Consider the following 21,370-nt stretch of genomic DNA (forward strand, 5'->3'; position numbering starts at 1 on the left):
AGCAGTTCTTCGATCAACCGGTGCAGCTCGGCGAAGTCGGGCTCGCCCACATAGCGCTTGACGATGCGGCCCTGCTTGTCGACGAGATAGGTGGTGGGTGTGAGTTGCACGTCGCCCCACGCCTTGGCGACGCTGCCGGTGTTGTCGATGGCGACCTTGAACGGCAGCTTGCGCGTCTGGGCGAAATTGACCACGTAGGCGGGCGGGTCGTACTGCATGGCGACCGCCAGCGTCTCATAGCCTCGAGGCGCGTATTTCTCGTGGGTGGCGACGAGCTTGGGCATTTCCGCCACGCAGGTCGTGCAGGTCGTCGCCCAGAAGTTCACGAGCAGGACCCGACCCTTGAAGTCCGCCGTGGTCTGTTTGCTGCCGTCGAGCAACACGAAGGTGGATGGCGGCGCCGGTGTCGCGCCGGTACCGAGCGCCAGATAGCCACCGACCGCGAGCACGACGGCGGCGATGACGGCATAGAGCAAGTGTGGTTTCATTTCATTCACCCGGAGCGTTCATCATGCATCGGCGTGAGTTTAGGGCGTTGCCTCAAGCCGCGCAGGCGAGCAGGACGTCCACCAGCGCCTCGGGTGCGCTGATCATGGGGTCGTGACCGGTGGCGAGTTCGACCACGCGCGCGCCGGGGAGCCAGTGGCCGTCCCAGAAGCGCGCATCCCGCACGCGCTGGCGGATCACATCGATGGTGGCCAGGGGCGGCGCGGTGCAGTCGATGAAGGTGCGCGGCACGCGGGCGACCCGCTGCACGTCGAAATCGAGCGGTGCCTCGTACGTGTGACCGGGGTGCGGCGTTTGCCGCCTCGCCACCCAGGCATGCGGTTCGGCCGAGAGCCCAAACACCGCGGGGTCGGGCGGCGGAAAGCTGAAATCGGCACGCGCGCGGGCGGCGGCCAGGCGGGCCTCCCGGGTGGCGCTGGCGTGGGTGCTGCTCCAGCTCTCGCCAGGCTTGGGAACGACCGCGTCCACGTACACCAGGTGCGCGAGCCGCTCGCCCATGCGGTCGGCGACCGCCGTGCCCAGCATGCCCGCATACGAGTGCACGGCGAGCACGACCGCCTCGAGTTCCTCGGCTTCGATGACGCCGATCACGTCGGCGATATGGGTCTCGAGCGTGATGCTGGGCGAGAGCAGATGCGCGCGCTCGCCCAGCCCCGTGAGCGTGACCGCATGCACCCGGTGCCCGGCGCGTGCCAGTGGGCGCATCACCTCGCGCCAGCACCAGCCCCCGTGCCAGGCGCCATGAACCAAAACGAAGTTCGCCATCAGATCACTCCTTTGCTGCGCAGATCGTCAATTCGTGCCGCGTCCCAGCCCAGCCACTCGCGCAGCACCTCGTCGGTGTGCTGTCCGAGCAGGGGCGGCGGGCGGTCGTGTCGCACCGGTGTCGCGCTGAGCTTGAGCGGGCTCGCCACGAGCTGCAGTTCGGGGTTGTAGGGGTGCGCCCAGGTCTCGACCATGCCGCGCGCGCGCACCTGCGGGTCGGCAAAGACCTCGGCGAGGTTGTTGATCGGTCCGCACGGCACCTTCGCCGCTTCGAGCGCGGCGAGCCAGTCGGCCTTGCTGCGCTGGCGCAGCAGCGACTCGAGCAGCGGAATCAAGGTGTCGCGGTGACGCACGCGCTCGGGGTTGTGGGCAAAGCGAGGGTCCTCGGCCAGGTCGGGCCGCCCCGCCACCGCGCAGAAGCGGGCGAACTGTCCGTCGTTGCCGACCGCCAGAATGATGTGTTCGCGCGTTCCGTCCGGGGCGGGCGCGACTTCGAACACCTGGTAGGGCACGATGTTTGGGTGGGCATTGCCCATGCGGCGCGGCACCTGGCCGCTCACGAGATAGTTCGCGCCCAGGTTGGCCAGCATGGCCACTTGCGCGTCGAGCAAGGCGGCGTCGATCACCTGGCCCTCGCCGGTGCGCTCGGCGTGGCGTAAGGCCGCGAGAATGGCGACCGTGGCGTACAGCCCGGTGAACAGATCTGCGACCGCCACACCGACTTTTTGCGGTCCGCCGCCCCGTTCGTCGCGCTCGCCGGTCACGCTCATGAGCCCGCCCATGCCTTGGATCGCATAGTCGTACCCGGCGCGCTCGCGGTAGGGGCCGGTCTGGCCAAAGCCGGTGATGCTGCAGTAGACGAGGCGCGGGTTGATCGCGTGCAGGCTGGCCGCATCGAGCCCATATCGCGCCATGTCACCGACTTTGAAGTTTTCGATGAACACGTCGCAATGCAGCACCAGCGCGCGGATCAGCGCCTGGCCCTCGGGGTGCGACAGGTCGCAGGTGATCGAGCGCTTGTTGCGGTTGGTGCCGAGGTAGTAGGCGGCTTCGGGTGTGTCGCGTCCGCTCGTGTCTTTGAGGAACGGTGGCCCCCAATGGCGGGTGTCGTCGCCGCTGCCGGGGCGTTCGACCTTGATGACATCGGCGCCGAGGTCAGCCAGGGTCTGGGTGCACCAGGGCCCGGCGAGCACGCGGGAGAGGTCGAGGATGCGGATACCGTCGAGTGCGTTCATGCCTGCATTGTGCGCAAAGCGGCACCAACCGGCGCAAACCCGCGCATCGCTGCCGCGATAATGACCCGCATGAAGTTTCGCGCCATTTTCGTCCCCGTCTTTCTGGTTGCCGGCCTCGTGCTCGGCGCTTGCAGTCCGAGTTGGAATTGGCGCGACCTGCGCCTGGAACAAGCCCCGATCCGCATCCAATTGCCGTGCAAGCCCGAGCAGGCCAGCCGCCGCGTGCCGCTCGCCGGTGAACTGGTGGATTTGCAAATGACCGGTTGCGCCACCCAGGGCACCACATTCGCCGTGACCGCCGCCCGGCTCAGCCCCGGAGCCTCGCCCGCCGCCGTGCTCGCGGCCTGGCGCGAGAGCATGCTGCAAACCCTGCATGCCAGCGAGGTGCAGGAGCGGCCCTACACCCCGAGCGGCAGCGGCATGCTGGCGCTGCCGCAATCGGTGCGGGTCGACGCGCGGGGCACGCAACCCGACGGTAAGCCGGTGCAGGCCAGCGCCGTCTGGTTTGCGCGCACCGATCCCAACGGCGTGTGGGTCGTGCATGCGGCGGTCTATGGCGCCAAGACCGACCCGGCCGTCGTCGAGACCTTCCTCGGCGCGGTGCGTGGCGATTGAGCCTAAAGCCGGCAGTTGGGCGCGCCCGGGCGGGTCGTCATCGGGCGCGCGGGCAAGGCGCAAACCGCAGCCATGGCGGGCGTCATGGCGAGGATTTGCAACGCCGCCCCCGCGCCCGAGGGCGGCTCGAACGGGGGCGCAGCGCGCACCCAAGCGGTGAACGGCCTTTGCACCAAAAACGGTCGAAACATCAACACCTTGCATCAAGCTCAAAGCGGTCAACTGCCGGATTTAGGCCGAGGCTCGGCGGCTTGGTCGAGCCTTTGCAAGCGGCGGGTCTGGACACGCTGGCCGCGGATCGGGTGGCGTTTCCCGCCTTTCTGTCCGGTGGCGGGATGGTGTGCCCACGCCGCGTCTGGGGCGCACCGCATAATTCCACGCCATGAACCGCGTACTGCTCATTGCCCATGCTCCGCTGGCCAGCGCCTTGCGCGATTGCGCGGTGCATGTGTTTCCCGACGCGGCGGACCGCGTGGCCGCACTCGACGTGCAGCCCGACGTTGCGCCTGAGGCGACGCTGGCCGCCGCACGCGAACTCTGCGCGGCTTGGGCGCCCGAGGCGGTGCAGGGCGTGCTGGTGCTGAGCGATTTGTTCGGGGCGACGCCCTGCAATGTGGCCCAGCGTTTGGTCGAATCGCTGGCCGAAGAGCCGCGCGAGGCGGCGCTGATTGCGGGCGTCAACATGCCCATGCTGCTGCGCGCCTTGAGCTATGTGCGCGAGCCGCTCGAGGCGCTGGCGTCGCGGGCTTTGATGGGCGGCACGCAAGGGGTGATGCGGGTGGCCGCCGCAGCACCGCAGAACCAGGTGAGGAGACACCATGACCGTGACCCGGACCGTAACCATCAGCAATAAGCTCGGCTTGCACGCGCGCGCGTCGGCCAAGCTCACCAAGCTCGCGGGCAGCTTCCCCTGCGAGGTCTGGATGAGCCGCGGCGAGCGCCGCGTCAATGCCAAAAGCATCATGGGCGTGATGATGCTCGCCGCGGGCATCGGCACCGATGTGACGATCGAAACCTCGGGCGAGCGTGAGCAAGAGGCCATGGACGCCCTCGTCGCGCTCATCGACGACAAGTTCGGGGAGGGCGAGTGAGCCGCTTGCGCGCACCCCGCCGCGCCCGCCCGTACGGCTGGAGCGGCGCATGACCTTCAGCATCCACGGCCTGGCCGTTGCGCGCGGCGTGGCCATCGGCCGCGCGGTGCTGGTGGCGTCGAGCCGGCTCGACGTGGCGCACTATTTCATCGAGGCCGACCAGGTCGAGGCCGAGATCGCGCGCCTGCGCGTGGCGCGCAACTCGGTGGTGGAGGAACTGCAGCGGCTGCAGAAAGACCTGCCCAAGGATGCGCCGCATGAACTCGCGGCGCTGCTCGACGTGCATCTGATGCTGCTGCAGGACGAGGAACTGACCACCGGCGTCAAGCGCTGGATCCGCGAGCGGCTCTACAACGCGGAGTGGGCGCTCACCACGCAGTACGAAGTGCTGGCGCGCCAGTTCGACGAAATGGAGGACGCCTACCTGCGCGAGCGCAAGGCCGATCTGGAGCAGGTCGTCGAGCGCGTGTTGCGGCACATGACCGGGGCGGCCTCGCCGGTGGCCGCGCCGCCGCCAGCGCGCGCCCATCGGGAGGGCGAACTGCTGCTCGACGACAGGCACGACGTGCCGCTGGTGCTGGTGGCGCATGATCTGTCGCCGGCCGACATGCTGCAGTTCAAGAAAAGCGTGTTTGCCGGCTTCGTGACCGATGTGGGCGGCAAGACCAGCCACACCGCGATCGTCGCGCGCAGCATGGACATTCCCGCCGTGGTGGGCGCGCGCACGGCCAGCCAGCTCGTGCGGCAGGACGACTGGATCATTGTCGATGGCGAGGCCGGCATCGTCATCGTCGACCCCTCGCCCATCATCCTCGCGGAGTACGGCTTCAAGCAGCGCCAGGGTGCACTGGAGCGCGAGCGGCTCTCGCGCTTGCGCCACACACCGGCGGTCACCCGCGACGGGCAGCGCATCGAGCTGCTGGCCAACATCGAAATGCCCGACGACACGCGCGCGGCGCTCAAGGTGGGCGCGGTCGGCGTCGGGCTGTTTCGCTCGGAGTTCCTGTTCATGGGCCGCCACGGCGTGCTGCCCGATGAGGAGGAGCAGTACCAGGCCTACCGCGCCGCCGTCGAAGGCATGCAAGGCCTGCCGGTGACCATTCGCACCGTCGACGTTGGCGCGGACAAGCCGCTCGACGAAGTGCGGCACGATGAGGCGCACCTCAACCCGGCGCTGGGGCTGCGCGCGATTCGCTGGAGCCTGTCGGAGCCGGCCATGTTCCTCACCCAGCTGCGCGCCATCCTGCGCGCAGCAGCCCACGGGCCGGTGAACCTATTGATTCCCATGCTCGCGCACCTCGGGGAAATACGGCAGACCCAGGTCTTACTCGCCCAGGCGCGCGCGCAGCTCGAACGCGCGGGCACGCCCCACGGCTGGGTGCGTGTGGGCGCGATGATCGAAGTACCCGCGGCAGCCTTGATCGTCGACCGCTTTGCGCAAGGCTTCGACTTCCTCTCCATCGGCACCAACGACCTGATCCAGTACACCCTGGCGATCGACCGTGCCGACGAAACCGTCGCCCATCTCTACGACCCGCTGCATCCGGCCGTGCTGCGGCTGATTGCGGCCACGCTCGACGCGGGCACGCGCCATGGCAAGCCGGTGAGCCTCTGCGGCGAGATGGCGGGCGACCCGGCGCTCACGCGCTTGCTGCTGGGGCTGGGGCTGCGCAGCTTTTCGATGCACCCGGCGCAAATCCTCGCGGTCAAGCAAGAGGTCTTGCGCGCCGACGCCGCGCGGCTGCGCGACTGGGCGCTCGCCGTGATCGCGGCCGACGAGCCCGCGGCCATGCTGGCTGCGTCGGCCTGATCAACGCGCGCGTGTGCCGACCACGGCTGCGCCGATGATGAGCGCGCCGGCCAGCCACACGCTCGGCGCGGGCGACTCACCGCGCACCGCGACCAGCAGCAGCGTCGACAGCAGCGGCGTGAGAAAGCTCAGGATGCCGATGTGCCGCGCATCGCCACGCTTCAAGGCCGCATCCCACAAAAAGAACGCCGCGCCGAGCGGGCCCAGGCCCATCAGCGCGATCAGCCCGAGGTCGCGCGCGCTCAGGTGCACCGCCGGCTCCAGCAGCGCATGGCACAGCAGCGAAAGCAAGCCCGAGACCAGCGCGAACAGGCCGATGGCAGCGGTGGGGAAGGCACGCACGCGCTGCGTCAGCAGCGAGTAGCTCGCCCACACGAAGGCCGCGCCCGCCGCGGGCAGATAGCCCCAGGCCAGTCCGCCGGTGAGACCATCCGAGCTGCCGCGCCCGCCCAGAATCACCAGCGCCGCGCCGGCAAAGCCGATCAGCGCCGAGGCCACATGCCGCAGCCGCAGCCGCACGCCGCGCAGAAACAGCGGCGCGAGCACCACCATCAGCAGCGGCCAGAGGTAGTTCACCAGATTGGCCTCGACCGGCGGCGCGTGCGCCAGCGCGGTGAACAGCAAAAAGTGGTAGCCAAACAGCCCGTAGACGCCCAGCGCGAGCGTGCGCGTGGGGACGCACCATTGACGAGGGTCAAGTCTGGAGAGCGGCAAAGCCACGACACTGCCGACCAGCAACGCGCTGCCCGTCAGCAGAAACGGCGGCACGTGCGCCAGCGCCACGCCCAGCGTGGCCAGCGTCGCCCACAGGCCGATGGCGCCGAGCGCCAGCAAGGTCGGTGCGGCCTTCCTCACATCGTCACCACAAGGAAACCACGCCCATGAGCAGCTTCGACCACAAAGCCTTGATGAAAGACATCAACGAAAGCCTCGCCCCGTTTCGCAAAACCCAGCCTCATGCCATGGCCGGCTTTGGCCAGCTCGCGCGCGCCGCCGTGACCGATGGCGTGCTCAGCGCCAAGCACAAGGAGCTGATCGCGCTGGCGATCGGGATTTCCAAGGGCTGCTCGGGGTGTATCGGCTTTCATGTGAAGGCGCTGCACCAGCTCGGCTGCACGCGCGCCGAGTTGGAAGAGATGCTCGCGGTTTGCGTCTACATGGGCGGCGGCCCATCGCTGATGTACTCGGCCGAGGCCCTGGCTGCGTGGGAGAAAACGGCGCCGGAAGCCCAAGCGTCTGCTACATAACGAATAGCACAGGAGCGGCATTTCACGCCGGCATATGGCCAAAAAGCCTGAAAACCGTGCTCAGCGGGTGCCTGCGGCCTCGCCGAGCACGCCGCCGGCCTGCTGGTCGGCGTGGTAGCTGCTGCGCACCAGCGCGCCCACGGCCGCGTGGCGAAAGCCCATCGCGTAAGCCTGTTCCTCGAACATGCGGAAGGTGTCGGGGTGCACGTAGCGCCGCACCGGCAGGTGGTGGCCGCTGGGCGCGAGGTACTGGCCGATGGTCAGCATGTCGATGTCATGCGCGCGCATGTCGCGCATGACCTGCAGGATTTCCTCGTCCGTCTCGCCCAGGCCCACCATCAGGCCGCTCTTGGTCGGGATGTGCGGGAACAGCGCCTTGAACTTCTTGAGCAGGTTCAGGCTGAACGCATAATCCGAGCCCGGGCGGGCTTCCTTGTAGAGCCGCGGCACCGTCTCGAGGTTGTGGTTCATCACGTCGGGCGGAGCGGCCTTGAGGATTTCGAGCGCGCGGTCGTCGCGGCCGCGGAAGTCCGGCACCAGCACCTCGATTTGCGTCTGGGGCGAGAGCTCGCGCGTCTTGCGGATGCACGCGACGAAGTGGCCGGCACCGCCGTCGCGCAGGTCGTCACGGTCCACGCTGGTGATGACGACATAGCGCAGCTTGAGCGCGGCAATCGTGCGCGCCAGGTTTTCCGGCTCCGCCGGGTCGAGCGGGTCCGGCCGGCCGTGGCCCACGTCACAGAACGGGCAGCGGCGCGTGCACTTGTCACCCATGATCATGAAGGTGGCCGTGCCCTTGCCGAAGCACTCGCCGATGTTGGGGCACGAGGCCTCCTCGCAGACCGTCACCAATCGGTTCTGTCGCAGGATGTCCTTGATCTCGTAGAAGCGCGTGGTCGGGCTGCCCGCCTTCACCCGGATCCACTCGGGCTTGCGCAGCACGTCGCCGCCCGTCTGCACTTTCACCGGAATGCGCGCGAGTTTGGCCGCGGCCTTCTGCTTGGCGCTGGCGTCATAGGCTTCGCGCGGCTGGGCGTCGTGTACGACGCGGGATTCGGTGGGGTTCATGGTCATGGCGTCTCAGGCGCGGCCTTCAGTGGGGGCGGGGTGCGAGTCGGCGCTCGAGCTCCCGCGCGAGCTGCCGGGCCACGTCGTCCCAGCGCGCTGCGACGCCGATTGTAGAAAGGTCCACGGTGCGCAAGCCCGCGTAGCCGCAGGGGTTGATGCGCGCATAGGGCTCGAGGTCCATCGCCACGTTGAGCGCCACGCCGTGGTAGCTGCAATTGCGGCTGACCTTGATGCCCAGCGCCGCGATCTTGCCCAGCCCGCGGAACGGGTCGCCCGCGGGCATGGGGCCGGTGAGCGCGGCATGCGAGAACGGGTCGTCGAGTCGCACATACACGCCGGGCGCGCCGCTGACGCGGTGGCCGGTGACACCGAACTGCGCCAGCGTGTCGATCAGCGCAGCTTCGAGCCGCCAGACGTATTCCTTGACGAAATAGCCCGCGCGCCGCAGATCGATCAGCGGATAGGCCACCACCTGCCCCGGTCCGTGGTAGGTCACCTGTCCGCCGCGGTTGGTCTGCACCACCGGAATGTCACCGGGTGCGAGCACATGCTCCGCGCGGCCCGCCAGCCCCTGCGTGTACACGCTCGGATGCTCGCAGATCCAGAGTTCGTCGGGCGTGTGTGCGTCGCGCCGGGCGGTGTAGTCCTGCATCGCCGCCAACGTCGGACCATAGTCCACGCGGCCGAGCCAGCGCGTCTGCATCGCGCCCGCCGGCTCGGTCACAGCACCACCTGCACCATCGGGTGCGTGGAGAGCGTGCGGTAAAGCTCATCGAGCTGCTCGCGGCTCGTCGCGTGGATGTGCAAGGTCAGGCCGAGGTATTTGCCGGTGCGGCTCGGGCGTTGCTCGAGGGTTTGCGGGTCGTAGGCCGGATCAAAAGCCCGCGCCACATGCACCACGGCCTCGACGAAGCCCTCCACCTGCGCACCCATGACCTTGATTGGGAACAGGCACGGATACTCGATCAGCGAGTCCTGGTGCGGCTTTCCCAAGCGGTCGTTCGGATTCGTCGGCTCGTTCATTGCGAAGACTCCTGCTTGGCTTGTTGATACGCCGCGTACAGCGCCGCATAAACCGGCCCCGGCTTGCCGCTGCCCACGGGGCGGTCATCGAGCGTCGTCACGGGTAGTACCTCCTTCGTGGCCGATGACAGCAACAACTCATCGGCCGCTTCCACCTCCGCTCGGTCGATCCGCCGCAACTCGAAACCCAAGCCCAGCTGGCGGCAGAACGATTCGATCAGGCGATAACGCACCCCTTCGAGCACCAGATGGTCGAGCGGTGGCCCCATCACGGTGCGCCCCCGCACCACCCACACATTGCTCGCCGAGCCTTCGCTCAGGAAGCCCTCGCGGAACATGATGGTTTCTGCAGCGCCCACGTCGGCGCTGATTTGCCGCGCCAACACAGACCCGAGCAGGCTGGTGCTTTTGATGTGCGCCAGCTTCCAGCGGAAATCCTCGGCGCTGACGCAGGCCACCCCTAGTGTGCGGTCGAGGCTCGAGGGCGGTCGCATCACGTTCGTCATCGCAAACACCGTGGGGCTTGCGTCCGTCGGGATGACATGGTCACGCAGCGCAATGCCGCGCGTGACCTGCAGATAGACCAACTGGTCGAGCCGGCTCACGTCGCCTTCGGCGCGCTGCACGGCCAGGCGCTCGATCAGCTGCTGCGCGATCGCAAGCCAGCCCGCGCGGTCGAGCGGTGGGGTCATGCGGACGGCGGCCAGCGAACGCTCGAGCCGATCCATGTGCTGCGCGAACAGGAAGGGTCGCCCCGCATAGACCGGGATCACTTCGTAGACGCCGTCGCCAAAAATGAACCCGCGGTCCATCACGCTGACTCGGGCGTTGGGCAACTCGGTGTACGCGCCGTTGAGGTAGCAGGGCAGAGGAGGCAAATCTTCGGCTTGCATGAGCGGGATTGTCCAACGCTTTTGCCCCGCGGAGGCGCCTCCTTGGTTTCGGGAGCTGGCCGCCTCGGGCGAAAAGCCTGGCGATTCAGGGGTTTCTCCGTATAATGAGGGGCTTTGCGGGCACCACGCAGCACTTCGGCGGCGAGTCCCGGTGGGCTTTCGATCCTGAGCCCAGCCGGAAAACCTCTGGATCCACAAGATGACACGTGACGATTCGGCGGAAGAATTCAAGCCGCTGAGCGCCGAAGAAGCTCGGGCCCTGCTGGAGCGGCTTCCCCGGCTCTCGCCTTGGCGGGTCGTGTGGGTCCAGGCCATCGTCGGGTTCATCGTTGCGGCGATGGCGGGCGCCCTCAGCGGCCGACTGGCCGTTTTGGGGTCGGCGGCCTACGGCGCCATGGCGGTCGTGTTGCCCACGGCCGTCTTGGCTCGGGGGATCTCCGGCAAGGCGGCTTCGGGTGCGTCCCAGTCGGCGATGCGGTTCTTCGTCTGGGAAGCGGCAAAAGTTGGACTGACGGTGGCACTGCTGATGTTGGCGCCCCGCCTGGTCCCAGGTTTGAGTTGGCCCGCGCTGTTGATCGGCCTGGTGCTGACGATGAAGGCATATTGGGTGGCGCTTTGGCGTCGCGCATCGTTTGGAAACTGAAAACGGGTAGGAACACCGATGGCTGCTGAACAACACGGACCGACCGCGGGCGAGTACATCGTCCACCACCTCACCCATTGGCAGAACAAGCCGATGCAAGGGGTGATCGACTTTTCCGTCTTCAACCTCGATTCCATTTTCTGGTCGGTGGTCTTGGGCATCGTCGGCACCTGGCTGCTGTGGCGCGCCGCCCGTTCCGCCACTTCGGGGGTTCCTGGACGTTTCCAAGCGGCCGTCGAAATCCTGGTCGAAATGGTCGACAGCCAGGCCAAGGGCATCATCCACAATGCCGAGAGCCGCAAGCTCGTCGCCCCCATGGCCCTGACCGTGTTTGTCTGGATCTTCCTGATGAACGCCATGGACCTTTTGCCGGTCGACTTCATTCCCATGATCTGGTCTTGGATCTACGGCGCGGCCGGGCACGATCCACATCATGCCTACATGCGCGTCGTCCCCACCGCAGACCTCTCTACGACGCTCGGACTGTCGGTCTCGGTGCTGCTCGTCTGCATTGCCTACAACATCAAGATCAAGGGTATCGGCGGCTGGGTCCACGAGCTGTTCACCGCGCCTTTCGGCAGCCACCCCTTGCTGTGGCCGGTCAATTTCGTGATGCAGATGATCGAATTTGCAGCCAAAACGGTTTCGCACGGGATGCGACTGTTTGGCAACATGTACGCGGGTGAGCTGGTCTTCATGCTGATCGCACTGATGGGCGGCGCTGCAGCGATGTCGCTGTCGGGCATCTTGCTGCCGATCGGGCATGTGATTGCGGGCAGCATTTGGGCCATCTTCCACATCCTGATCATCACGCTGCAGGCTTTCATCTTCATGATGCTGACGCTGGTGTACGTCGGTCAGGCGCACGACGCGCACTGATTTCCCTTTCCCCAACCTTTCTCAACTTTCTTTTTTCAATAGGAGCTTCAAATGGAACACGTTCTCGGCTTTGTCGCGCTCGCCGCTGGTCTCATCATCGGTCTCGGCGCCATCGGTGCTTGTATCGGTATCGGCATCATGGGCAGCAAGTACCTCGAGTCCGCCGCCCGCCAGCCTGAGCTCATGAACGAGCTGCAAACCAAGATGTTCCTGCTCGCCGGTCTGATCGACGCCGCCTTCCTGATCGGTGTCGGTATCGCGATGATGTTTGCGTTCGCCAACCCCTTCGTCCTGAAGTAATCGCGGCCCTCTTTGAAACCAACGTCTGAAAGGGTGTTGCCGTGAGCATCAACGCAACCCTATTCGTCCAGGCGATCGTCTTTGCGATTCTGGTGTGGTTCACGATGAAGTTCGTGTGGCCGCCGATCGCAACGGCCCTGGACGAGCGTGCCCGGAAAATCGCCGACGGGCTTGCCGCGGCCGACAAGGCGCGGTCCGAGCTGTCCGCCGCGAATCAGCGCATCGAGGCCGAACTGGCCCAGGCGCGCGCGGAATCGGCGGCCCGTCTGGCCGAAGCCGAGCGGATGGCGCAGCGCGTCATCGAGGAGGCCAAGGCTCGCGCCAATGAAGAGGCAGCTAAGATCGTTGCAGCCGCTCAGGCCGAAGCCGAGCAGCAAGCCGTCAAGGCGCGCGAAGCGCTCCGTGAGCAGGTCGCGATTCTGGCCGTCAAAGGCGCCGAGCAAATCCTGCGTAAGGAAGTCAATCCGGCCGTCCACGCAGAATTGCTCCATCGTCTGAAGTCTGAGCTGTAAGAGGGACGTCCATGGCCGAACTTGCCACCATTGCACGCCCCTACGCCGAAGCTCTGTTCAAGGCGACCGCCGCCGATCTCGACGGCACGGTGGCATGGCTCGACGAGCTCGCTGTCATTGCCCAAAACGAGCAACTGTTGCAGTTTGCGGAAGATCCCAAGGTCAGTGCCGAACAGGTTTTCGAGCTGGTTCGCTCGGTGCTGCGCACCCCGTTGCCCGAAGTGGGGCAGAACTTTCTGCGGACCGTGATCGAGAACGGGCGCCTTGCGGTCTTGCCCGAGATCGCGGCCCAATACCGCGCCTTGCGCAGCGAGCAGCGCGGTGTCGCAGAAGCGGTCATCCAAAGCGCCTACCCGATCGATCCCGCCGCGTTGCAAGACGTCTTGGCGGTGCTCGAGCGGCGCTTTGGTCGCAAGCTCGACGCCCGCGTCGAAGTCGACCCGGCTTTGATCGGCGGGATCCGCGTCTCGGTGGGCGACGAGGTGCTCGACGCCTCGGTCCAAGCCCGTTTGGAACAAATGAAAGTCGCGCTGACGGCGTAAGCCATCGGCTCATTTAAGAAAGAAGGAAAGAGTCATGCAACTCAATCCCGCAGAGATTTCCGAACTCATCAAGAGTCGCATCGAAGGGCTGGCCCCCAGCGCCGACATTCGCAACCAGGGCACCGTCGTGTCCGTGACCGACGGCATCGTCCGCATCCACGGCCTGTCCAATGCGATGCAGGGCGAAATGCTCGAATTCCCGGCGACCGCGGCCGGCGTTCCCACCTATGGCCTCGCCTTGAACCTCGAGCGCGACTCCGTCGGCGCCGTGATTCTGGGCGAGTACGAGCACATTTCGGAAGGCGACACCGTCAAGTGCACGGGCCGCATTCTCGAAGTGCCCGTGGGCCCCGAACTCATCGGCCGCGTCGTCAACGCGCTGGGCCAACCCATTGACGGCAAGGGCCCGATCAATGCCAAGCTCACCGACGTCATCGAAAAGGTCGCCCCGGGCGTGATCGCCCGGAAGTCGGTCGACCAACCCGTCCAGACCGGTCTGAAGTCCATCGACTCGATGGTCCCGGTCGGCCGTGGCCAGCGTGAATTGATCATTGGCGACCGCCAGACCGGTAAGACTGCCGTGGCGATCGACGCGATCATCAATCAAAAAGGTCAGAACATGACCTGTATCTACGTGGCCATCGGTCAAAAGGCCTCGTCGATCAAGAACGTCGTTCGTGCGCTCGAGCAGGCCGGCGCGATGGAGTACACCATCGTCGTGGCTGCTTCGGCATCCGAGTCGGCCGCCATGCAGTACATCGCAGCCTACTCCGGCTGCACGATGGGTGAATACTTCCGTGACCGAGGCCAGGACGCCCTCATCGTCTATGACGATCTGTCGAAGCAGGCGGTGGCCTACCGCCAGGTGTCGCTGCTGCTGCGCCGTCCGCCGGGCCGCGAAGCCTACCCTGGCGACATCTTCTACCTGCACAGTCGTCTGCTCGAGCGGGCTGCGCGCGTGAACGCCGACTATGTCGAGAAGTTCACCAATGGAGAAGTCAAGGGCAAGACCGGCTCGTTGACCGCGTTGCCGATCATCGAAACCCAAGCCGGTGACGTCTCGGCCTTCGTTCCGACCAACGTGATTTCGATCACGGACGGCCAGATCTTCTTGGAAACCAACCTGTTCAACGCCGGCATCCGTCCCGCCATCAACGCGGGTATCTCGGTGTCTCGCGTGGGTGGTGCGGCGCAGCCCAAGCTGATCAAGTCGCTCTCCGGCGGCATCCGGACCGACCTCGCGCAGTACCGCGAACTCGCGGCCTTCGCCCAGTTTGCGTCGGACCTCGACGAAGCCACGCGCAAGCAGCTCGACCGCGGCGCGCGCGTCACCGAGCTGCTCAAGCAGCCGCAGTACAGCCCGCTGCCCATCTCGCTGATGGCCGCCTCGCTCTACGCGGTGAACAAGGGCTTCCTCGACGACATCGACGTGAAGAAAGTCCTTCCGTTCGAACATGGCCTGCATGCTTATCTGAAAGACAAGCACGCCGCGCTGTTGGCCAAGCTCGAAGCCGAGAAGGCCATGGACAAGGACGCCGAGGCCGAGCTCAACGCCGCCATCACCGCCTTCAAGAAAACGTTCGCCTGAACGCGTCGGAGCTTTAGGAGGCTGATATGGCAGCAGGCAAGGAAATTCGGGACAAGATCAAATCGGTGGAGAACACCAAGAAGATCACCAAGGCGATGGAAATGGTCGCCGCCTCCAAGATGCGCAAAGCGCAGGACCGGATGCGTGCTGCCCGCCCCTACAGTGAGAAAGTGCGGGCCATTGCGGTCAACCTCGGCGAGGCCAACCCCGAATACGTGCATCCGTTCATGCGGGTTCACGATGTGAAGGCGTCGGGCTTCGTGGTGGTCACGACGGACAAGGGCTTGTGCGGCGGCATGAATACCAACATCCTTCGTGCCGTGACCAACAAGATGCGCGATGTCCAGGCGCAGGGCCACGACATCCGCACGGTCGCCATCGGCAACAAGGGCTTGGGCTTCCTCAACCGCATCGGCGCGAAGGTGTTTGCCCAAGCGACGCAGCTCGGCGACACCCCGCACCTCGATCGCCTCATCGGCCCGGTCAAGGTGCTGCTCGACCAATACGCCAAGGGCGAACTCAACGCGGTTTACCTGTGCTACACCCGCTTCATCAACACGATGAAGCAGGAGTCGGTCGTCGAGCGCCTGTTGCCCCTGTCGGCCGCCGAGATGAGTGAGCAGTCGCGTGCCGCCGGCGCGCAACACTCCTGGGACTACATCTACGAGCCCGATGCGCAAAGCGTCATCGATGACCTGCTGCTTCGCTATGTCGAGGCATTGGTTTATCAGGCCGTTGCGGAAAACATGGCGTCCGAGCAGTCCGCTCGGATGGTGGCCATGAAGGCGGCGACCGACAACGCGGGCAACGTGATCAGTGAACTCAAGCTCGTCTACAACAAGACGCGCCAAGCGGGCATCACGAAGGAACTCTCCGAGATCGTGGCGGGCGCCGCTGCGGTCTGACGGCAGGCCGCAGGGTCGACGGTTCATCAAGATTGATATTTTTGGAGCAAAAAATGGCTCAGGTTGAAGGAAAAATTGTTCAGTGCATCGGCGCCGTCGTGGACGTCGAGTTTCCGCGGGACCAAATGCCCAAGGTGTACGACGCACTCAAGATGGAAGGGTCGGCGCTGACTTTGGAAGTTCAGCAACAGCTCGGCGACGGCATCGTTCGTACCATTGCGCTTGGCTCTTCCGAGGGTCTGCGTCGCGGCATGATGGTGCAGAACACCGGCCACCCAATCACCGTGCCCGTCGGCAAGGCGACCCTCGGGCGCATCATGGACGTGCTCGGCAACCCCATCGACGAGCGCGGGCCGGTCGATTCCGAGCTCACCGCCTCGATTCACCGCAAGGCGCCGTCTTATGACGAGCTGTCGCCTTCGACCGAGCTGCTCGAGACCGGCATCAAGGTGATCGACTTGGTTTGCCCGTTTGCCAAGGGCGGCAAGGTGGGTCTGTTCGGCGGCGCCGGTGTCGGCAAGACCGTCAACATGATGGAACTCATCAACAACATCGCCAAGGCGCACTCGGGTCTGTCCGTGTTCGCGGGCGTGGGTGAGCGCACCCGCGAGGGCAACGACTTCTACCACGAGATGGCCGAGTCGGGCGTCGTGAAGCTCGACAACCTCGCCGAGTCGAAAGTGGCCATGGTGTACGGTCAGATGAACGAGCCGCCGGGCAACCGCCTGCGCGTGGCGCTCACCGGTCTGACCATCGCTGAATCCTTCCGCGACGAGGGCCGCGACGTGCTGTTCTTCGTGGACAACATCTATCGCTACACCCTAGCCGGTACCGAAGTGTCCGCGCTGTTGGGACGTATGCCTTCGGCCGTGGGTTATCAGCCGACGCTGGCGGAAGAAATGGGTCGGCTGCAAGAGCGGATCACCTCGACCAAAGTGGGCTCGATCACCTCCATTCAGGCCGTCTACGTTCCGGCCGACGACTTGACCGACCCGTCGCCCGCGACGACCTTCGCGCACCTGGACTCGACCGTCGTGTTGTCTCGTGACATTGCCGCGCTCGGTATCTATCCCGCGGTGGATCCGCTGGACTCCACCAGCCGTCAGCTCGACCCGCTGGTCGTGGGTCAGGAGCACTACGAAACCGCGCGCGCCGTCCAAGGCACGCTGCAGCGCTACAAAGAACTGCGCGACATCATCGCCATTCTCGGTATGGACGAGTTGGCTCCCGAAGACAAGCTGGCGGTGGCCCGCGCCCGGAAGATGCAGCGCTTCCTGTCGCAGCCGTTCCACGTGGCTGAAGTGTTCACGGGCGCCCCTGGCAAGTACGTCCCGCTGTCCGAGACGATCCGGGGTTTCAAGATGATCGTCAACGGCGAGTGCGACCATCTGCCCGAGCAGGCCTTCTACATGGTCGGCACGATCGACGAGGCGTTCGAGAAGGCGAAGAAACTGGCCTGAAGCTGAGCGGCCTGGCTCTCCTGTTCGGGGCGGGCCAGGCCATCCGTCCGGTTTTCTTCCAACTTCTCATTTCATGGAGCAACTATGAGCACGATCCACGTCGATGTGGTCAGCGCCGAGGAGTCCATCTTCTCGGGAGAGGCGCGTTTCGTCGCCTTGCCCGGTGAGGTGGGCGAACTGGGCATCTATCCGCGCCATACGCCGCTGATTTCGCGCATCAAGGCGGGGTCGGTTCGTATCGAGCTCGCGGACGGGCGAGAAGAGTTCATCTTCGTCGCTGGTGGCATCCTCGAAGTTCAGCCCAATCGGGTCACGGTTCTGTCGGACACGGCGGTTCGCGGCAAGGATCTCGACGAAGAGAAAGCCAACGAGGCGCGCCGTGCCGCCGAAGACGCGCTCAAGAACGCCAAGAGCGAGATCGAGCTGGCCAAGGCTAAATCCGAACTGGCGGTCATGGCTGCCCAGCTCGCCGCCTTGCGCAAGTACCGCAGCAAGAAGTGGAGCGACTGAAGCCGACTCGCTTCGCTCGCCCCCTAGAAAAGCCCCCGGGAAATGTGCTTTCCGCGGGGGTTTTGTTTTTTGGATCTGCGGGAACCGCTCATGGGCTCAGCGGCCGGGGGCGCACCGCCGACCGGTGCACGCCCACACGGCAGCTATTCGGCGTGGCCCGAGGCGCCTTCCCGGCGATAGTGGCCAGACTTGCCGCCCTTTTTTTCGATCAGGCGCACCGCCTGAATGGTCATGCCGCGATCGACTGCCTTGCACATGTCGTAGATGGTCAGGAGAGCCACCTGGACAGCCGTCAGCGCCTCCATTTCGACGCCGGTTGGGCCGACCGTTTCCACCGTCGCCTGGCACTCCACGGCGGGCGTTTCACCGCATTCGGCCGCGCTGGGCGTGAGTTCGATCGCGACGTGGGTCAAGGCCAAAGGGTGGCACAAGGGAATGAGGTCGCTCGTGCGCTTGGCGGCCATGATGCCGGCAACCCGAGCGATGCCCAGGACATCGCCCTTACGGCTGGTGCCCGCCCGGATCTGCTCGAGCGTGGCCGGCTGCATCTCGATGCGGCCCGCAGCGACGGCGGTTCGGCGGGTCGCGGGCTTTTCGGCGACGTCGACCATATGGGCGCGGCCCTGCGCATCGAAATGCGTGAGCGTCGAGGTGGCAGATGGGTCGGTCTTCATAAGGCAGAGTCCGGGTTGGGCGCGGAGTTGAACCCAGATTGTCCATTAGGCGGCCCGACGAGCCTACGCACGCCCTGGCGGTCGCTTTGCGGCGTCTTCGCCCCCGTGCTCGTCGCCAATAGACTAGGCTATTGGCTCCTCCCCCGTGCGCGAATCCACGCGCAAACCGCCGCGCCATCTTCGTGCATCCTAATGGACAATCTGGGTTGAATTTTGCGCGCATCATAGTGCTTCGTTTTCCCTCCTCTGAAGGCTACGTTCCGATATGAAGCCCATGGTCCAGGCGCTGCGCGCGCATTTGCCCCGGTTGCTGCGGTTTCGTCCCATGGTGCTGGCCCTTTCGATCGGTCTCGCAGCCGTGACCAGCCTGGCGCCGAGCCAGAGCGCTGCGCAACTTCCGGCACTCGGAGATGGTAGCTCGCTGGGGGCTGCCGAAGAGCGCAGCATCGGTGAGCGCATCGCGCGCCTGATCTATGCCGACCCCGACTATCTGGATGATCCCGTCCTGGCCGACTATGTCGAGGGTGTGTGGGCGCCCCTTCTCGCCGCGGCCAAGCTGCGGGGGGAATTGCCGCCGGAACTCGAAGACCGTTTCGCCTGGCAAATCATGTTGCTGCGCGACCGCAGCATCAATGCGTTTGCGCTGCCGGGCGGTTACCTGGGCCTGAATCTCGGGCTGATCGGCGCGGTGAGCCAGCGGGATGAACTCGCCTCGGTGCTGGCGCATGAGCTCAGCCATGTGACGCAACGCCACATTGCCCGCATGTTCGAGCGGCAGGATCAGCAGGCGCCCTTGTTGCTCGGGGCGTTGTTGCTGGGGGCGGCGGCGATGAGCCGCAACCCGGAAATGGCCAACGCCATCCTCGTGGGCGGCCAGGCGGTCGCCGCGCAACAGCAACTCAACTTCACCCGTGACATGGAGCGTGAAGCGGACCGCGTCGGATTGGGTCTGATGGGCCAAGCCGGCTACCAGCCGGAGGCTTTCGTGCGGATGTTCGAGCGGCTGCAGCAAAGCGCACGCCTCAACGACGATGGAAGCTTTCCCTACCTGCGCAGCCACCCGCTCACGACCGAACGTCTCGCGGAGATGCGCGCTCGATTGTCGGAGCGTGCCAACCCCGGCGCTGAGCCGCCAACGGACATGACCCAAATGCTGATGGCGGCGCGCGCGCGGGTGCTGGCCAAGCCGGGCGCCGATGCGCTGCGCCGATGGGCGCAGGAGCCGCGTGATCCGGCTTTCGCGACCCAAAGTGCGCCGCGCCGGGCAGCGGCGCTGTATGCCGCGGCCTTGGCGCAGCAGGCGCTGGGCGATGCCTCGGCCGCAGAACGGATGGCGGCGGACCTGGTCCCTCTCGTGTCGGACGATGCGCAAGCCTCGCGCTGGGTGCGCCTGCTGCGCGCCGAGTTGGCGTTGAACGCTGGCCGCCCCGATGTTGCCCTCGCGGTGTTGCGGCTGGGCGGTCCGCAGCAGCGCGAGAGCCTGCCGCGCCCGGAGCGTCTGCTGGTGGCCGAGGCCGAAATCCAGCGGGGTCAGCCCGAGCGCGCGGCGTCGACCTTGCAAACCTGGCTGGCCACCCATCCGAAGGATGGCCTGGCCTGGCACTGGCTCGCGCAAGCCTGGCGCAAGCAAGGCTGGACCGCGCAAGCCGTGCGTGCCGAGGGCGAGCAACGTTGGGCACGGCTGGACCTGACCGGCGCGCTCGACCGCTTCCGGGCCGCGCAAGCGCTCCTTGCGCAGGCGCCAAAAACGCCTGCCAATGACATCGAAGCGGCGATCGTCGACAGCCGGGTGCGTCAAACTCAGGCGGCCTTGAAGGAGGAATTGCAGCGCGAGCGGCCCAGCCGCTGAGGCCGCGTTGCCTCAGACGACCGCGTCGATCAGCAAGCCGAGTGCCGAATAAATCAGCGATCCGAGGAGTGCCGCACCAAAGCCGCTCACCTGAAAGCCCGCGAGAATGCTGCCCGCGAGCCAAAACATCAAGGCGTTGATGACGAAAAGGAACAGCCCCAGCGTCACGACGGTGACCGGCAGGGTCAGCAGCACCAGCACCGGCCGCACGATGGTGTTGAGCAGGCCGATGACCGCCGCCGCGACAAGCGCCGCGGTGAATCCAGCGACCTGCACGCCCGGATAGAGCTGAGACACCGCCACCAGCGCGATGGCGTAGAGAAACCACTTCAAAATGAGCTTCATGGCGGCAGGATAACACCGCCCAAGGGCAAGGCGGGAAATCGACTCGCCCTCGGGCGCAGCCCGACGCGCTGCCGACAGTCCCTGGGTTCAGCCGGCGGGCTTCGAGCGCCGGCGGCGCCAAAGGTCCAGGCCCAGAACGCCTGCGACGCAGAGGACGCCCAAGCCCCAGCGGGCAGCGGTTTGCCCCGTGGTGGCGGCCTGTGCGTTGCCAAACCAGGGGGCCAGCAGCGGCTCGCCGGCCACCATGTGGGCGCCGGTCCAGGCCAGGACGGCGGCGCCGAGATGAATGATCACCGGGAAGCGCTCCACGAGCTTGAGGACGACGCTACTGCCGAACACGACGATGGGCACGCTGATCAACAGCCCGACGATCACCAAATCGATGGCGCCGTGGGCGGCCCCCGCCACACCGAGCACGTTGTCGATGCCCATCAGGGCGTCGGCGACGACGATGGTGCGGATGGCGCCAGCGAAGGTCTGGGCCGGTTTGACCAGAGCCTGTCCCTCGTCGTCGGTGCCCTCGTCATCGTCGAGCAACTGATACGCGATCCAAAGCAGACCGAGGCCGCCGACGGCCATGAGGCCCGGGATGCGCAGCAACCAAACCACCCCGACCGTCATGGCGCTGCGCACGACGATGGCGCCCACCGTTCCCCAGACGATGGCCCGGCGCTGCAGCGCGCTGGGCAGGGTGCGCGCCGCCAGCGCGATGACGATGGCGTTGTCGCCGGCCAGGACGAGGTCGATCAGAACGATGGCGAGCAGAGCGGACCACCAGCCCGCGGAGAATAGATCCAACAAGGTCACTTCCAATTCAGAGGCGCTGCAACAAGGCCGCCAATGATAGGTCGAGCAGGACGGATGGGAGCGGCTGGGTGCGCCCGTGGTGGTCGGCGGCCCAAATCCCCA

Annotated in this window: 27 protein-coding genes; 15 read left to right on the top strand and 12 right to left on the bottom strand. The window is 66.0% G+C overall.

The annotated features are described in order from the left end of the window. The 3 genes from JHC36_RS00735 to JHC36_RS00745 form a co-directional block, all read right to left on the bottom strand. On the bottom strand, positions 1-488 hold a 488-nt coding region (locus JHC36_RS00735), incomplete at its 3' end, for a TlpA disulfide reductase family protein (protein WP_287914616.1). Positions 489-540: 52 nt separating this feature from the next. Beyond that, entirely contained in the window at positions 541-1,272 is a 732-nt protein-coding gene (locus JHC36_RS00740; protein ID WP_287914619.1) for an alpha/beta fold hydrolase, read from the bottom strand. Beyond that, on the bottom strand, positions 1,272-2,507 hold the full coding sequence (locus JHC36_RS00745) for a CaiB/BaiF CoA transferase family protein (RefSeq protein ID WP_287914621.1): 1,236 nt from the start codon (positions 2,505-2,507) through the stop codon (positions 1,272-1,274). Before JHC36_RS00745 ends, JHC36_RS00740 begins: the two co-directional genes overlap by 1 nt. A 69-nt stretch (positions 2,508-2,576) precedes the next feature. On the opposite strand from JHC36_RS00745, the gene JHC36_RS00750 reads away from it, so the two are divergent. Continuing rightward, a complete protein-coding gene (locus JHC36_RS00750; RefSeq protein WP_287914623.1) occupies positions 2,577-3,122 on the top strand; it encodes a hypothetical protein in 546 nt (181 codons plus the stop codon). Between the two features lie 2 nt (positions 3,123-3,124). Here the strand turns inward: JHC36_RS00750 and JHC36_RS00755 are convergent, their stop codons facing one another. After that, on the bottom strand, positions 3,125-3,313 hold the full coding sequence (locus tag JHC36_RS00755; protein WP_287914624.1) for a hypothetical protein: 189 nt from the start codon (positions 3,311-3,313) through the stop codon (positions 3,125-3,127). Between the two features lie 191 nt (positions 3,314-3,504). On the opposite strand from JHC36_RS00755, the gene JHC36_RS00760 reads away from it, so the two are divergent. Genes JHC36_RS00760 through ptsP form a run of 3 tightly spaced genes read left to right on the top strand, consistent with a single transcriptional unit; the run spans position 3,505 to position 6,023 of the window. Beyond that, positions 3,505-3,975, top strand: a complete 471-nt coding sequence (locus JHC36_RS00760) for a PTS sugar transporter subunit IIA (protein ID WP_287914627.1) — start codon at positions 3,505-3,507, stop codon at positions 3,973-3,975. Next, on the top strand, positions 3,941-4,213 hold the full coding sequence (locus JHC36_RS00765) for an HPr family phosphocarrier protein (protein ID WP_124219187.1): 273 nt from the start codon (positions 3,941-3,943) through the stop codon (positions 4,211-4,213). Before JHC36_RS00760 ends, JHC36_RS00765 begins: the two co-directional genes overlap by 35 nt. A gap of 49 nt (positions 4,214-4,262) precedes the next feature. Continuing rightward, on the top strand, positions 4,263-6,023 hold the full coding sequence (gene ptsP, locus JHC36_RS00770) for a phosphoenolpyruvate--protein phosphotransferase (protein WP_287914629.1): 1,761 nt from the start codon (positions 4,263-4,265) through the stop codon (positions 6,021-6,023). Here ptsP and JHC36_RS00775 read toward each other — a convergent pair whose 3' ends face one another. After that, positions 6,024-6,878: a DMT family transporter gene (locus JHC36_RS00775; RefSeq protein WP_287914631.1), complete on the bottom strand. Its 855-nt coding sequence runs from the start codon at positions 6,876-6,878 to the stop codon at positions 6,024-6,026. 26 nt (positions 6,879-6,904) lie between these two features. On the opposite strand from JHC36_RS00775, the gene JHC36_RS00780 reads away from it, so the two are divergent. Beyond that, on the top strand, positions 6,905-7,270 hold the full coding sequence (locus tag JHC36_RS00780; RefSeq protein ID WP_124219182.1) for a carboxymuconolactone decarboxylase family protein: 366 nt from the start codon (positions 6,905-6,907) through the stop codon (positions 7,268-7,270). Positions 7,271-7,330: 60 nt separating this feature from the next. On the opposite strand, the gene lipA is transcribed toward JHC36_RS00780, so the two are convergent. The 4 genes from lipA to JHC36_RS00800 are packed head-to-tail and all read right to left on the bottom strand — an operon-like array spanning position 7,331 to position 10,254. Then, positions 7,331-8,344, bottom strand: coding sequence for a lipoyl synthase (lipA, locus tag JHC36_RS00785; protein ID WP_503006726.1), 1,014 nt, complete (start codon positions 8,342-8,344; stop codon positions 7,331-7,333). A gap of 19 nt (positions 8,345-8,363) precedes the next feature. Then, a complete protein-coding gene (gene lipB, locus JHC36_RS00790) occupies positions 8,364-9,041 on the bottom strand; it encodes a lipoyl(octanoyl) transferase LipB (RefSeq protein ID WP_124221021.1) in 678 nt (225 codons plus the stop codon). Positions 9,042-9,058: 17 nt separating this feature from the next. Beyond that, entirely contained in the window at positions 9,059-9,361 is a 303-nt protein-coding gene (locus JHC36_RS00795) for a YbeD family protein (RefSeq protein WP_124219180.1), read from the bottom strand. Next, positions 9,358-10,254 carry an aminotransferase class IV gene (locus tag JHC36_RS00800; protein WP_287914636.1) on the bottom strand — a complete coding sequence of 299 codons (897 nt, stop codon included), beginning with the start codon at positions 10,252-10,254 and terminating at the stop codon, positions 9,358-9,360. The genes JHC36_RS00795 and JHC36_RS00800 overlap by 4 nt, the downstream gene beginning before the upstream one ends. A 199-nt stretch (positions 10,255-10,453) precedes the next feature. Here JHC36_RS00800 and JHC36_RS00805 point away from each other — a divergent pair, with 199 nt between their 5' ends. The 9 genes from JHC36_RS00805 (at position 10,454) to JHC36_RS00845 (ending at position 17,593) form a co-directional block, all read left to right on the top strand. Next, positions 10,454-10,897 (top strand): ATP synthase subunit I, encoded by a 444-nt coding sequence (locus JHC36_RS00805; RefSeq protein ID WP_287914639.1) that lies wholly within the window; start codon positions 10,454-10,456, stop codon positions 10,895-10,897. Between the two features lie 18 nt (positions 10,898-10,915). Further along, positions 10,916-11,776: a F0F1 ATP synthase subunit A gene (gene atpB / locus JHC36_RS00810; protein WP_287914642.1), complete on the top strand. Its 861-nt coding sequence runs from the start codon at positions 10,916-10,918 to the stop codon at positions 11,774-11,776. A 51-nt stretch (positions 11,777-11,827) separates the two neighbouring features. Continuing rightward, a complete protein-coding gene (gene atpE / locus JHC36_RS00815) occupies positions 11,828-12,076 on the top strand; it encodes a F0F1 ATP synthase subunit C (RefSeq protein WP_011827793.1) in 249 nt (82 codons plus the stop codon). A 41-nt stretch (positions 12,077-12,117) separates the two neighbouring features. Beyond that, complete coding sequence (locus tag JHC36_RS00820; protein ID WP_287914657.1) at positions 12,118-12,588, top strand: F0F1 ATP synthase subunit B; 471 nt, start codon at positions 12,118-12,120, stop codon at positions 12,586-12,588. Between the two features lie 11 nt (positions 12,589-12,599). Beyond that, the gene (locus tag JHC36_RS00825; RefSeq protein ID WP_124219172.1) at positions 12,600-13,130 is read left to right on the top strand and encodes a F0F1 ATP synthase subunit delta; all 531 of its coding nucleotides are present in this window, start codon (positions 12,600-12,602) and stop codon (positions 13,128-13,130) included. 34 nt (positions 13,131-13,164) lie between these two features. Then, on the top strand, positions 13,165-14,718 hold the full coding sequence (gene atpA / locus JHC36_RS00830; RefSeq protein ID WP_287914662.1) for a F0F1 ATP synthase subunit alpha: 1,554 nt from the start codon (positions 13,165-13,167) through the stop codon (positions 14,716-14,718). 26 nt (positions 14,719-14,744) lie between these two features. Continuing rightward, positions 14,745-15,623: a F0F1 ATP synthase subunit gamma gene (gene atpG / locus JHC36_RS00835; RefSeq protein WP_124219168.1), complete on the top strand. Its 879-nt coding sequence runs from the start codon at positions 14,745-14,747 to the stop codon at positions 15,621-15,623. A gap of 53 nt (positions 15,624-15,676) precedes the next feature. Then, positions 15,677-17,083, top strand: coding sequence for a F0F1 ATP synthase subunit beta (atpD, locus tag JHC36_RS00840; RefSeq protein ID WP_287914666.1), 1,407 nt, complete (start codon positions 15,677-15,679; stop codon positions 17,081-17,083). Positions 17,084-17,167: 84 nt separating this feature from the next. After that, positions 17,168-17,593 carry a F0F1 ATP synthase subunit epsilon gene (locus tag JHC36_RS00845; protein WP_287914669.1) on the top strand — a complete coding sequence of 142 codons (426 nt, stop codon included), beginning with the start codon at positions 17,168-17,170 and terminating at the stop codon, positions 17,591-17,593. 143 nt (positions 17,594-17,736) lie between these two features. Here JHC36_RS00845 and moaC read toward each other — a convergent pair whose 3' ends face one another. Then, on the bottom strand, positions 17,737-18,267 hold the full coding sequence (gene moaC / locus JHC36_RS00850) for a cyclic pyranopterin monophosphate synthase MoaC (protein ID WP_287914671.1): 531 nt from the start codon (positions 18,265-18,267) through the stop codon (positions 17,737-17,739). A gap of 265 nt (positions 18,268-18,532) precedes the next feature. Between moaC and JHC36_RS00855 the strand changes: the two genes are divergently transcribed. Further along, a complete protein-coding gene (locus tag JHC36_RS00855) occupies positions 18,533-20,116 on the top strand; it encodes a M48 family metalloprotease (RefSeq protein WP_353846108.1) in 1,584 nt (527 codons plus the stop codon). A gap of 12 nt (positions 20,117-20,128) precedes the next feature. Here JHC36_RS00855 and JHC36_RS00860 read toward each other — a convergent pair whose 3' ends face one another. After that, positions 20,129-20,461 (bottom strand): phage holin family protein, encoded by a 333-nt coding sequence (locus tag JHC36_RS00860; RefSeq protein ID WP_124219160.1) that lies wholly within the window; start codon positions 20,459-20,461, stop codon positions 20,129-20,131. Positions 20,462-20,548: 87 nt separating this feature from the next. Next, positions 20,549-21,259 (bottom strand): TerC family protein, encoded by a 711-nt coding sequence (locus JHC36_RS00865; RefSeq protein ID WP_287914672.1) that lies wholly within the window; start codon positions 21,257-21,259, stop codon positions 20,549-20,551. Between the last annotated feature and the right edge of the window lie 111 nt (positions 21,260-21,370).

The sequence above is a fragment of the Tibeticola sp. genome (assembly GCF_022759015.1).
In the GTDB taxonomy this organism is placed as follows: Bacteria; Pseudomonadota; Gammaproteobacteria; order Burkholderiales; family Burkholderiaceae_C; genus Tibeticola; species Tibeticola sediminis.